The organism is Bacillus sp. AC266 (assembly GCF_979253805.1).
In genome coordinates this window covers 177,385-190,030 of sequence record NZ_CEEDEC010000001.1, presented here as the reverse complement: position 1 = coordinate 190,030, position 12,646 = coordinate 177,385, and the positions used below count along the sequence as shown (strand labels likewise).

Below are 12,646 nucleotides of genomic sequence, written 5' to 3'. Positions count from 1 at the left end.
CAGCCGATATGAAGTGCCTCTTTCAGGCACATTCAATCTTTGACACTACACACTCAACACCATTCCCTTGTATCAGGCTGCTTTAGCAGTCTTTTACTCTACATACTTCAAAAAAAAGAGAGCTCAGCTCCCTTTTCCCGCCTTATAAAATACCCCTTTTTCAGCATAGCGATATTCATCATCAGCTAAAGTAATTTTCCCATCCAGTTTGAGTTCATCTAATAGTCTTGATAAATAAAATTGATGTAACATTTTTTTAGTGAATTTTCCTTCATGATGCGAAACGATATGTTCTTGAATATCTAACAATGATATTGGCTTATCTTGCTCTATCATATATTCATAAACTGTACTACGCAGTTTTACGTATTTTTCGAGTGTCACAGTACTTCGCAACCCCTTTCTTCTTATTATATGTTTTCGTAATCGGTTTTTTTGCAACAAAAAAACCTCTCCGATAAGAAGAAGTTACGTATATCTTCGTCTTATCTCCCAGAACAAATATGTTCTGCTGGAATTAGCACCTGCATCGCGGTTGCTGGGTTTCATCGGGCCAGTCCCTCCACCTCTCTGGATAAGAAAATATTCACTTTAAATTTAACTATACGTAATTTTATTATAATTGTCAAATAAATATAAAAAAATTATATTTTCTTCTTTATTGTTCATACTACAAAAAGATGTACAAAAGGAGGCTACTACTTTGAAAAAGAATGCTCGTGGATACGTACAAGATTCTTTTCATTCCTTACAAGAAGCGAAACATTGTTTAGAAGATGCATTACAGACTGTTGAAGAAGATTTTAATCGCGCACGTATTGAACAATCCCTTTACGCTGTAGAGCAAGCTCTTCAACGTTGCGATTACACCGTTCACATTTTAGAACAAGAATGAAAACTTCCCATCAAAAGATGGGAAGTTTGTTTCAAATGGCATACTTCATCATTATTACCGTTATTATTAAAAAATATACAGAATTAACAATTTCTAAAATCCCTACTTTTAATATAGAAATCTTTTTGCCATACAACATAATGGCCCGAATTACACTTGGTACAAATATGAGTGAACACCATGGATTTATAGCAAATACAATTACCGTTAATACAATATGGTATCCCCAAGATATAAAACGATACTTCGGATTATTTTTTTCACGAATCATCGTTTTCACATAAAACGTACTTCCTAAAAAATATAGAAATGAAATAAGCGTAATGAATAATGCTGTTTTATCTATTAATTTCATGGAGAAATAATAACTGATTAAACCACCTATACAAAACACTATAATCGCACAAACATCATTTAGTAATGCTCGTTCATTTTTTTGACGAGCGTAATACATATTTACAATAAACAATGGAATCATTAATACTGCGAATAAAAGAATTCGCCATTCATATAATAAAGAAATCATCCCAAATACAAATGCAATGATAAAATAAACAATTGCAGCGTGTAGAAATTCTTTTTTTCGTCTTTGCCTTATGTACATGAGAAATGGATACGTAGCTAGATAGATAAAGAACCAGGCTAAAAACAATGGGATATGATAAAAAGTAGGTTTACCAAGTAATACACTTAATAGAAATGGTATGACAAGCATCGCCCATGCTCCATGTTGCTTCGGAATAACTAACTTCATTAACTATACACCTCCCTCTTGAAAATAGTTCTCACCTACTATTATACAAATAAATTCATATAATAACGGACATATATTGAATCTATTTTTTGACAATAAAAAATGCTCCTTACAATATGTAAGAAGCATGAAAGAGGCAAACGAATATGTAAGTCGCGACCCTACCTTATATGAGTATGCTTTTCTATGTCACGTTATGCTCATCTAATATACCGTATTTCTTTTTAAATCTTGTGAGGATCGTAATCCATGACGTACTAAATAGCAGAAGGAAAATAACATTCGATATCGCGTGACTCAGATCAAAGTAAAAACTTGCGACATAGTAAGCAATAACTGTTTCCCACGTTGCTTCTTGTATAAAACCAAGAAGACCCCAAAAATTCATAATCCAGCCAAATAGAAATCCAACGGCAAATCCGTACAACAGTCTTCCCCACAGTTTTTTCATTAAAAATGTATTACGTAATAGTCCAGCTATAAACCCGATCATGCCCCAAGAGAACATTTGCCACGGCGTCCACGGACCTTGCCCTAAAAAAATATTAGATACAATAGCCGCCGTTGCCCCAATCATAAAGCCAGTTTCACTTCCAAAAACAATTGCAGAAACGATAATGACAAAAGAAGTCGGCTGTACACTTGGTAAAATAGAAAATGGTACCCGGCTAACCGCCGCAATCGCCGCTAACACAGCAACGATAACAATTTCACGTGAAACAAACGCCTTCCTTTCAAAACGAACATAGAAAGGTAACATAATGACAGCTAATAAAAACAAACTACTTACCATGTAATACCCGTCCATAATAAAAGTCGTAAAGAGTAGTGTGCATATTATAACAGCAAAAATAAATATTATGAATGTAACATATCGTTTGGACACGCTTCGTACACATCCTCCCACGTTAATGCAAATGGCAACTCTCTACGGATGAATCGATTAATAGATGTTGTATAAAAGAAGTTACCACTAAAGAACTCTTTCGGTGCATCATTCATAATGACTTTCCCGTCAAATAACATCATGCACTGATCAACGTATTTCGCTGCAAACTCAATATCATGCGTTGCCATTACAATTGTTGTACCTTCTTTTTGCAACTGTTTAAATAGCTCTCCTACTCTTTCCTTTTTCCATGGATCTAGTCCCTTTGTCGGCTCATCGAGTAATAATAAAGTTGGCTTTGATAATAACGTTGTACATAATGCGAGTAATTGTTGCTCTCCGCCGCTACAATCATGCGGATGGCGCTCTTTAAGTGAATCTAACCAGAACTTTTTCAACATTTCTTCTGCTATTGTTTTTCCCTCTTCACCATATAATTCACGCGCACGCTCATAAACCTCTTCCCATACTGTATCAAAAGTAAAATGATAGTACGGATGTTGCGATACGTACCCTATACTTTTAAATCGTTCTTTCGAATCAATTTTATGTACCACTTTCCCATTCCACTTTACCTTACCTCTTCTAGCTTTTTGCAATCCTGCTAAAATCGTTAACAGTGTAGACTTCCCTGTTCCGTTTTTCCCAACTAGAGCTGTCCATTTTCCCTTTTCGATGTTCACTGTTAAATCTCGTAAAATAAGTGGACTATTTTTTTCATATTGAAAAGATATATGTTCTGCACTTAAAATTACTTCTTGCTTTTCATATTGTTCTACTTGCCCATTCCTATATGATATCGCTGAAAAATCATTCATTTTCATTTGCGCTTCTCGCACTGTAAATGGAATCTCTTTCACATCCCACTCTAAAAACAATCTTGGAATTTGCGGAATGAATGGACGTAACTTTTCTACTTCCCACATGTTCGCTATCACATTTTTAGGAGTATCATCATAAATGATTCTGCCATTATCCATACAAACAACGCGTGTTGCGAGCGGTATAACTTCATCTAAACGATGTTCACTTAAAACTATCGTAATTCCGAGTTCTTCATTAATACGTTTTAATAATCCTAAAAACTCTTTTGCAGCAATCGGATCTAGTTGTGCTGTCGGTTCATCCAGTAATAATAGTTTCGGCTGCATGACTAACACCGCAGCTAAATTTACAAGTTGTTTTTGACCACCAGATAAAGTATGGACAGATTGATGTAACAAATCTTGAAATCCTAAAAAGCTAATGAGTTCCGCTATTCTTTGTTGAATAATATGTGATGGTAGCCCGATATTTTCTAAAGAGAATGCTAATTCTTGAATAACGGTATCCATTACGATCTGATTTTCTGGATTTTGAAATACCATACCAATTTCTTGGGCAGATAATAAATCTGGTACTTCTTCTAATAAAGCACCATCATAATATGTATGTCCAGAACGCGTGCCAATTGGAAGTAACTCCTTTTTAAAATGTTTTAATAAAGTTGTCTTCCCAGAACCTGAACCGCCAGCAAGTACTATAAATTCTCCTTTTTGAACAGAAAGAGAAATATGCTGTAACGCTTCTTCATTTTCATCAGTATATATAAATGATAATTTTTTTATTTCTGCATGCGCCACCATATCCATTCCGATACGATAAACTTAACTAAATCTATACAATTTAATCAAATTTACACAAGTTAGTGCTTCATCGCGTTCTCGCAACCCCGAAGGGACGAGAGGTATAACACTCCACACGAGGCAGTATCGTTACCTCCTATTATCAAGCATTTATTTTACCCATCTTGATAAATTTATCGAAGCATTTAAATCCCTATCGTGATGGCTATTGCATGGAACACAGTTCCATTCACGAATCTTTAAACTCCACTGTCCTTCTGGTTGAACTGAATGGTCGTATTTAACTCCACAATTTGAGCAAATCTTGCTTGACGCGAACCATTTATCAGCTTTTACATATTCAATGCCGTACTTCTCACACTTGTATGATAAACATTGAAAGAAGAAGTTTAATTTTTGAAATGAAAATGCTTTCGATAGTTTTTTGTTTTTTAACAGGTTTGAGATATGTAAGTCTTCCACAACAATCCTCATTGGTTTGGTTTTCACCAATTTAGCTGTTGCTTGATGGATATGGTTATTTCGGATATTCGTAATTTTCCTAGATAACCGCAGGTGCTCAGTTTTAGCTTTTTCATATCCGGCAGATTGAAATTTCACACCTTTTTTAAATCTCCTAGACATATCTCTTTGCGCTAACTTTTTCCTTTTCAAAAGTTTTTTAACCTTAGCATCTTTGTTTATATTTCGTTCTTTCGTACCATTAGAAGCTACAAATAACTCTTTTAAACCAACATCCACACCAATCGACTCATTGGTTAGTTCTTGCGGTTCGAATTCTTCTTTGAACCCTACACTAATCCACCAGTGACGACCATCAAATGTAACTCTTGGATTTGATGGTTTTTTGTTTCTTGGTAGTTGTTGGCTTGTTTTCACTTCTCCAATGGACTGAATATCAACTACTTTCTTTCCTATAATCAGTCTTTCATAATTGGCATAAAATCCTTGGATTAAATCTTTTTTGGTTTTATAAGAAGTGTGATAGCCATTTTTGTATTTTTCGAACGAATTTTTTCTCGCCTTGTCAAAATCTTTTGAAGCCTGTTTGGGAACTTGTGCGTTGATGTCTTTTAACCACTCATTTCGCTTTCGCTTCTTGATCTTTGTAAATCGTTTCTGTAAAGCTAACTGTGAAACAGATTTTCCAAATAGCTTATAGTATCTATCACTCATTCTTTTACAATAGTTATAAGCGAATCTTGAAGCTCCAGCATGGTTTCTAAGCACTTTTTCTTGTTCAGGCGTTGGAATCAATCTGACTTTCTTCGCCAATATCATCAGAAGTCAACTCCTTGATTATCTGTTTGGTCTTTTTAGAGCGCTTGCCTTGAAGTTTACAACTAAATACTGTAATGATTTGAACAAGGTCTTCTACGACCTCCTGTTCTTCTGTTTTAGCAGTATTGTCAATTACTTCAATCGCTGTTCCATGTAGTTGATAGATCTTTTCAACCAACTCATAACCGAACCTCACAAGTCTATCTTTGTGCATGACAACAATTTTTTCAACCTCATTGTTCTCAATGCGTTCAATTAACTTGTTAAAGCCTTTTTTCTTATAGTTGATTCCAGAACCAATATCTTCGATAATTTCAAATTGATAACCTCGCGCGATAAGATAATTGCTTCATTCTATCGACTTGTCTTTCTAGGTCGTTTTTTTGACTCGAAGAACTGATTCTACAATAGCCAATTACTGTGCGATTATTTGGGCGCTCCCCTTTTAGATAATGAAAGATTTGTTCTTCTGAATAGTAGCGTGTTCCACCAGCAGTCACCTTTTCAGGTACTAATTCACCGCTTTTGTGCATTCTCCTAAGACTACTAGGATGCAAACCTGTTAATTCCGATACTTGACTAACTCGTAAAAATTTCATTATTATTCTCACCTCATTGGATTTACCATAGCACATACGTTCGGTAGATTCAACGAGATTTGATAGATTTAATTAAATTTATCTTGTTCAACTAAGGGCGCAAGTCCTTAGCCAGTTCTCTTATGAACTTCTCATGTTTTCACATGAGCGCAGACTATATGTTTATCTCTTTAGAGATAGAGGATTTTTCCATCACCATAGGCTTGTGATGTACTCTCGTCAGTTATACGAGATAGTCGTTGAACGTTCATCTTATCAATTTTAACTTAGATGATTCGATGCGGAAGACCCATTGTTCTAGTGTTTAGGATTTAACCTTGCACCATCTGATTGATTTTTTCTGCTTTCGCAACATTCACGCTCACCATTTCTAGCCACGTTGTAGTTCAATCAGCTTTAGGGATTGCCCGCAGTTAACCCTCACTACTAGCCAATCACTTGACTAGCAGGGCTTACTGCTATATTTAATTAACTTTAGTTATAATTGATTAAATAAATCGTAACAGTTAGTTACCCTTCCTTCCATCATAATTGGTAAACTAACAAACATCATAAATAATATAAACATAATTCCATCGTATTGCTGGAATAGTATTGATTCCACTTTCGGATAAATGATCAATTTCCCTCCGCCATAATAACTAAATATGAATGCGGCTATAAATAGAATACTTAAATAACTTAGCGTGTACCAATCGCGTCTTTCCATTCTATACCGAATATAAGTCGTACGTTTCGTTACACCAAATCCACGAGCTTGCATAGAATCTGCCGTTTGAAGTGCATCTTCTAACGAACAAACTAATAACACTTGCAGTAATTTCATTCCATTTTTTATACGCTCAATGAGTGAACCTGAATCTAATTGTACACCTTTCGTTTTTTGGACGAGTGTAATTTTCTTTAACCGCCTAATAAACAAAGGAACAAATCGTACTGTAATCATCGTTAACAATGCAACTTTCGGTGAAATTCTCGAAAACAAATATAAAAATTTATGACTCGAAATAATATCGTTATAAGAAGCAAATGTAAACATAATCGCAACTAATAATAATCCCATAACAAGTCCATACATACAGGCCTCAAGCTTAATCCGGCTATCTCCTAAATAAAATAACGTAGTCGCTCCTCTATGCGTTAATAAAGAGTTAAATAAAATAACCATTAGAAAGAATACGATAGTACTTGGCAGCATGTTTCTTATTTTCTCGCCATTTCCTTGTACTATATTTAAGATTACTATTAGTATAATAGCTCCAATTAAAAAAAGAGGATGAAGACACATCATACACAGTATCATCACCCCAATATAATAGAAAAAATTAACAAAAGGATGTAAAGAAGAAAAGCTTATTTTCATAGTCCTTTACCGAAGATCCTTTCCTATTTTAATACAAACACCCACTCGATTGTATCGCCTGGTTTTACTTTAACTACACCAGCACTATAGTTTGGAAAAGCACCGTTCACACGATATTTCCAGCCACTAGTAGTAGTAATATCTTTCTCGTATAAATCATTAATACCTTTTACATAAATATCACCTTTAGAGCCCATTGCATCAACCTCTAATCCTGTGCCCGTGAGCACACTGTAAACTGTGTCGCCTTCTTGTACATCAACCTTTTTCGCACCTAATAAGTATCCTTCATGACCTTTTACGGAGATAGTAACTTGTTTCGATTGCGGTTTCGGTACTGATACTGGATCTGGTTTTGGTGGTTCAGGAGTTGGTACTACCGGAGTCGGTATCGTTTTCTCCTCTTTATTCGGATCTTTCTTTTGCTCCTGCTTTGGTGTTTCTTTTGGCTGATTAACAACCTTTGCTTCTTCTTTTACTTCTGGTGCTTTCGGCTGCTGTGTTTTCTCTTCTTGTACTTTTTGTTGCTCTGGTTGTTTATTTGCAGCAGGCTGTTCCTTTGGTTTCTCTTCTTTCTTTACTTCAGGTTGTTCCTGCGCTTTTTCTTCTTTCGGTTTCTCTTCTACTTTTTGTTCTTGTTTATCTTTCTGCTCTTCTTGTGGTTTTTGTTCCGGTTCAGCTTGCTTCTCTTCCGGTTTCGGTACATTTTTTTGTTCTTCCTGTTTCGCTACTTCTTTTTGCTCTTCTTGCTTCGGTTCTGCCTTCTTCTCAGGTTTTACAGCCGTTTCTTCACATCCGGCTAATAATCCCAATGAAAGAACTAAAGAAATGAACCATTTCATCTTACTCATGCTGTCCCTCACCTTTCATATTAAAGTGAAACTTTAATGAGTGGAGATTTTGTTCATCCCCACTCATTATTAGCCCTCACTTTTATAATAAAATTAGGAGCAAATGATTGCTCCTAATTTTTGTTAAGCTGCTTTACGTCTCCATAATACATATGCAGAAGCGATACATAATACACCCATACCTACTTGTGTTGCTGCACTATGAGAAGATGCTCCTGTTTGTGGTAATTGATTCTTATTCTTGTTTGTTTCTTTATTAACTCGTTCGTTATCTACAACAACTTTTAGATTTTCATCTTTTGGTTGTTTTTGTAACTCTTCTTGTTGTTTCGGCTGTTCTACAACTTCTTTTTCTTCTACAGTTGTCTCTGGCTCTACAATTGGTTTCGTATCAATTTCATTCTCTACTACATTTGACCAATCATAAATCGATTTTCCAAGATCTTTAAACTGAAGTAACGCTAAAAATGCTTGCTCTGTAGCCATTCCGCTACCTTTTTGATCACTTGGTAACCATTTAAACTCACCATTTGGAAGCTGGTATGACATTAAATTTTGTACTGCTTTATTAAGACGATCGTGATCTACATCTTTAACTAGCGATAGTCCAATAATTGCTTGTGCAGTACTATTAGAATTCTCTTGTCCATCAGCGGTAAAACCACCATTACCTAGCTGCTGCTTGTATAAATAATCAACAGCTTTTTGAATAGCTGGCTTTACATCTGCTTGATCTTGATAAGGAGCTAATGCTGCTAATACCATACTTGTTACATCAACGTTACTAGCACTTTCTTTACTACTTGAACTATCATATGTCCAGCCACCGTCTGTATGCTGCGCTTGTAAAAGTGCTTGTACTAAAGCAGCTCGATTCCATTTTGCTTCGGCCGGAATCTCATATTTCTTTGTATCTAATGCAAGTAATGTAAATGCGTATCCTGTAACGGAATTCACTTTATCTGATTCAAATAAATTTTGTACTAAATTTTGTCCCTCTACCTTTGTAGGATCAACATTCATTGCATTCATCATAATAATCGTTCTAGCTAAATCTGTTGCTGAAAAACGATTTAAACGCTTCTTAACCTTTTCAGCTACTGGCTTAACATAGTTTATTTTCGTTTCAAGCGGAACATTTACACCTGAACGAGCAAGTCCAATCGCAACCCAATCACTACCAATTCCATCTTGTAACATCTTTTCTGATGTTTTAGAAATCGCTTCGTTTAATTGTGCTGCTGGAATTTCAACTTTCTCTTCCTTTGGTTGTTCTGTTACTTTATCTTCTGGTTTACCATCTGGTTTTTCTGTTTTCGGTTCCTCTGGTTTACCATCTGGCTTTTCTGTTTTCGGTTCTTCTGGTTTACCATCTGGCTTTTCTGTTTTCGGTTCTTCTGGTTTACCATCTGGCTTTTCTGTTTTCGGTTCCTCTGGTTTTGGCTCTTCTACAGTTTTACAAGTGCCAAATTTATCTAACGTTTGTTGCAACGTTTGTTGACTCATATTGCTCCAGTCTGCAACGTAACGAAATGCAACAACATCCCCAGACTCTAATTTATAACTATCCGCCCCAACTTCTGCAGATTTATCATTTACATCATACAACCAACCGCTCGTTGCTCCGGCCATTAATCCATCGATGCCCTTTATATACGTTCCAAATGACATACTTTCAGATGTTACTTTGTCACCCATAACTTTTTGTAGCAAACTAAAAGCTGTTTCTCCATCTTCAATGGAAACTTCTTTCGGACATAACATAATTCCTTTTTGTGATTCACCAATAATTGCAAGTTTCGCTGTCTTTCCTTCAGCAAACGTAATATGTACTGTATTCGCAAAAGAAACAAATACAAGTGCCACTGCCATTAATGATGTAAGCAGCCATTTCTTTAACATTGCCATCCAAAAATTCCCTCCCTTTACTAACATTCACACAAAAAAAGACCCTTTAAGGGTATGCGGTTGACACTCTCTTTTTGTAAGTGTCGAACAAAAATGTACAACACCTCCTACCCGCATTATTCGCGGCTATATTTGTATAGGAAAAATAATTTCGTTTATGAACGCACCATTGTGATAACATTCACTTTTCTAGGCACAACTTACTTCCATTTAAGTTATCGTAAAACGATAAACCTATACATTCTGTTAATTTTAAATTTCTGTATTATTTTACTATTGACAAAGAATTTTGTCCATGCTTTATCGGATTTATTTTCTAAGAATAGTAACTTACTAACCTTTAACGATGCAAACTCTTTTCACTAATAATGACGCCATCTTCATCCGCATACACATATTCATTTGGCTTCCATTCTACTTGTCCAAATTGCAATGAAATACCACGCTCTCCTTTTCCTTCTTTTATACTTCTATTTGGCATCGTCCCTAACGCTAAAATACCAATATCTATATTCTTTAGTTCACTAGAATCACGAACATATCCATTCACAATAATCCCCGCTAGCTTTCTTTCCTCCGCAATAGCTGCCAAATTATCACCAAGTAACGCACAATTCGTAGACGCTCCGCCATCAACAACTAATACCGTTCCTTCTGGTAATGTTTGCAATCCTTCCTTCACTAGTACATTATCATCCTTCACTTTTACCGTTGCGATTTTCCCATAGAATTGTTTTTTCTTCCCGAAAGACCGAAAAGACTGGCGACATATTTGTAATTCCTTTTCAAATTCATCACATAGATCCGTAGTTTTCCACATCTCTTTCCCTCTTTTCTTTTCCTTTTATATTACATATTCTTGGATTTTTTTCGTTTCCCTGTCTAATGCTGCAAGAATTTGTATGTGCAGAAAAAGGATAGAAAAACTATTGCCTTAAGAAGCCACCTTTATTATAATCTATTTCACAGATAAATTTCAGAATATTGAAAATTAACCAGGTGAAAAAGGAGGGGTTTTATGCAATTACAGACCGAGGTAAAAAAACAGCCGAGTAAACGAAAGTTTAAAATGCCTGACGCGTACGTACTACTATTTTTTATCGCCTTACTTTGTGCCATTGCTACATATTTCGTTCCTGCTGGAGAATTTAAAAGAGTTACAAACGGTACTGTTACAACGACAATACCAGGAAGTTATCATTCTGTTCCACAATCGCCGGTAGGGTTTGTTTCTTTTTTTACCGCTATTGAAAAAGGAATGACACTTGCTGCTCCGATCATCTTCTTAATTTTATTTACAGGTGGAGCTATTGCAATTCTTGAAAAAACAGGTGCTCTTGACGGTTTAATCTATCATGTGATTAACAAATTTCGTAATCAGCAATTACTTTTCATTTGCATTGTCGCCGCACTCTTTTCTATTCTCGGCACGACTGGCATTATCGTTAACTCAGTTATTGGCTTTATCCCCATCGGCATCATCGTTGCGCGCACATTAAAATGGGACGCTATCGTCGGCGTAGCAATTATTTATTTAGGCACTTATGCTGGTTTTAATGCTACTATTTTATCTCCCTCACCTTTAGGCATTTCACAAAAAATCGCAGAACTCCCGATGTTTTCAGGAATTGGTTTACGTACGGCAATTTATATCTCTTTTTTAATTGCTACCATTTTGTATATTAATTGGTATGTAAAACGCTTAAAAAAATCGAATAAAGGAAGCATACTCGGAGATAACTGGTTTCCAAGTAATGCTCTTTCAAGTGAGAAAGAAACAGAGAAAACAGAAGTTCCTTGGACAATACGTCATAAATTAATTTTACTCGTTTCGGCTTTATCATTAATTGCATTTTTAATAGGCGCTTTTCGTCTACATTGGACGGACGCAGAAATGACCGCTACTTTTATATTCATAGCAATTACAGCGGGAATAATAGGTGGTATGAAAGCAAACGATATCGCTTCTACTTTTCTAGCAGGCTGCCAAAATCTCATATACGGTGCTTTGATCGTCGGAATGGCTCGTTGTATTTCAGTCATTTTAGAACAAGGCAAATTACTTGATACAATCGTTAATCAACTCGCACAGTCTCTCGAAGGACATAGCCCTGTATTTGGCGTTCTCGGCATGTATGTAAGTAGTGCCGCATTACATTTCCTCATTTCATCCGGGACAGGAGAATCTGTTATTTTCATTCCGATATTAGCTCCATTAGCCGATTTCATGCATATTACACGCCAAGTTACAGTACAGGCTGTTATGCTTGGAGAAGGTGTAGTGAACTGCCTCAATCCAACTTCTGGTGTTTTAATGGGCGTTCTCGCAGCGAGCGGCATTTCTTATGGAAAATGGATTCGCTTCATGGCTCCACTTGCATTCATTTGGTTTATCATCGGACTTATTTTTCTTATTGTTGGTGTGAATATTGAATGGGGACCGTATTAAAAGACTCTTATTATACTTAACTTGATAAAATA

At 35.8% G+C, this 12,646-nt stretch carries 11 protein-coding genes, 1 pseudogene and 1 riboswitch; of the genes and pseudogenes, 2 read left to right on the top strand and 10 right to left on the bottom strand.

Going from position 1 to position 12,646, the window contains the following annotated elements:
- Positions 1–123: 123 nt before the first annotated feature.
- Positions 124–444, bottom strand: a complete 321-nt coding sequence (locus AC0IXC_RS00990) for a hypothetical protein (protein WP_002110869.1) — start codon at positions 442–444, stop codon at positions 124–126.
- 38 nt (positions 445–482) lie between these two features.
- Positions 483–581, bottom strand: a riboswitch (SAM riboswitch).
- A gap of 122 nt (positions 582–703) precedes the next feature.
- Here AC0IXC_RS00990 and AC0IXC_RS00985 point away from each other — a divergent pair.
- Positions 704–895 (top strand): hypothetical protein, encoded by a 192-nt coding sequence (locus tag AC0IXC_RS00985; protein ID WP_002084448.1) that lies wholly within the window; start codon positions 704–706, stop codon positions 893–895.
- Positions 896–926: 31 nt separating this feature from the next.
- Here AC0IXC_RS00985 and AC0IXC_RS00980 read toward each other — a convergent pair whose 3' ends face one another.
- The 9 genes and pseudogenes from AC0IXC_RS00980 to rraA all read right to left on the bottom strand — a co-directional run bounded on the left by AC0IXC_RS00980 (position 927) and on the right by rraA (position 10,985).
- Positions 927–1,649, bottom strand: a complete 723-nt coding sequence (locus tag AC0IXC_RS00980) for a YwiC-like family protein (RefSeq protein ID WP_002033247.1) — start codon at positions 1,647–1,649, stop codon at positions 927–929.
- A 184-nt stretch (positions 1,650–1,833) separates the two neighbouring features.
- Positions 1,834–2,535, bottom strand: coding sequence for an ECF transporter S component (locus AC0IXC_RS00975; RefSeq protein ID WP_215589955.1), 702 nt, complete (start codon positions 2,533–2,535; stop codon positions 1,834–1,836).
- The gene (locus tag AC0IXC_RS00970) at positions 2,508–4,169 is read right to left on the bottom strand and encodes an ABC transporter ATP-binding protein (protein ID WP_215589956.1); all 1,662 of its coding nucleotides are present in this window, start codon (positions 4,167–4,169) and stop codon (positions 2,508–2,510) included. The genes AC0IXC_RS00975 and AC0IXC_RS00970 overlap by 28 nt, the downstream gene beginning before the upstream one ends.
- A gap of 144 nt (positions 4,170–4,313) precedes the next feature.
- The gene (locus AC0IXC_RS00965; protein WP_471652466.1) at positions 4,314–5,444 is read right to left on the bottom strand and encodes an RNA-guided endonuclease InsQ/TnpB family protein; all 1,131 of its coding nucleotides are present in this window, start codon (positions 5,442–5,444) and stop codon (positions 4,314–4,316) included.
- Positions 5,404–6,043: pseudogene (locus AC0IXC_RS00960) on the bottom strand (IS607 family transposase). The gene AC0IXC_RS00965 and the pseudogene AC0IXC_RS00960 overlap by 41 nt, the downstream one beginning before the upstream one ends.
- A gap of 478 nt (positions 6,044–6,521) precedes the next feature.
- A complete protein-coding gene (locus AC0IXC_RS00955; protein WP_471652465.1) occupies positions 6,522–7,406 on the bottom strand; it encodes an energy-coupling factor transporter transmembrane component T in 885 nt (294 codons plus the stop codon).
- A 23-nt stretch (positions 7,407–7,429) separates the two neighbouring features.
- The gene (locus AC0IXC_RS00950) at positions 7,430–8,257 is read right to left on the bottom strand and encodes a DUF4430 domain-containing protein (RefSeq protein WP_471652464.1); all 828 of its coding nucleotides are present in this window, start codon (positions 8,255–8,257) and stop codon (positions 7,430–7,432) included.
- A gap of 123 nt (positions 8,258–8,380) precedes the next feature.
- Entirely contained in the window at positions 8,381–10,165 is a 1,785-nt protein-coding gene (locus AC0IXC_RS00945; protein WP_471652463.1) for a DUF4430 domain-containing protein, read from the bottom strand.
- Between the two features lie 340 nt (positions 10,166–10,505).
- A complete protein-coding gene (rraA, locus tag AC0IXC_RS00940) occupies positions 10,506–10,985 on the bottom strand; it encodes a ribonuclease E activity regulator RraA (RefSeq protein WP_002190176.1) in 480 nt (159 codons plus the stop codon).
- A 198-nt stretch (positions 10,986–11,183) separates the two neighbouring features.
- On the opposite strand from rraA, the gene AC0IXC_RS00935 reads away from it, so the two are divergent.
- Complete coding sequence (locus AC0IXC_RS00935; RefSeq protein WP_002033286.1) at positions 11,184–12,614, top strand: YfcC family protein; 1,431 nt, start codon at positions 11,184–11,186, stop codon at positions 12,612–12,614.
- Positions 12,615–12,646: the final 32 nt, after the last annotated feature.

Bases quoted from the DNA above. Each gene is read 5' to 3' on its own strand.
- AC0IXC_RS00980 (WP_002033247.1), bottom strand. From the start codon at position 1,649: ATGAAGTTAGTTATTCCGAAGCAACATGGAGCATGGGCGATGCTTGTC.
- AC0IXC_RS00970 (WP_215589956.1), bottom strand. From the start codon at position 4,169: ATGGATATGGTGGCGCATGCAGAAATAAAAAAATTATCATTTATATAT.
- AC0IXC_RS00965 (WP_471652466.1), bottom strand. From the start codon at position 5,444: ATGATATTGGCGAAGAAAGTCAGATTGATTCCAACGCCTGAACAAGAA.
- AC0IXC_RS00955 (WP_471652465.1), bottom strand. From the start codon at position 7,406: ATGAAAATAAGCTTTTCTTCTTTACATCCTTTTGTTAATTTTTTCTAT.
- AC0IXC_RS00950 (WP_471652464.1), bottom strand. From the start codon at position 8,257: ATGAGTAAGATGAAATGGTTCATTTCTTTAGTTCTTTCATTGGGATTA.
- AC0IXC_RS00945 (WP_471652463.1), bottom strand. From the start codon at position 10,165: ATGGCAATGTTAAAGAAATGGCTGCTTACATCATTAATGGCAGTGGCA.
- rraA (WP_002190176.1), bottom strand. From the start codon at position 10,985: ATGTGGAAAACTACGGATCTATGTGATGAATTTGAAAAGGAATTACAA.
- AC0IXC_RS00935 (WP_002033286.1), top strand. From the start codon at position 11,184: ATGCAATTACAGACCGAGGTAAAAAAACAGCCGAGTAAACGAAAGTTT.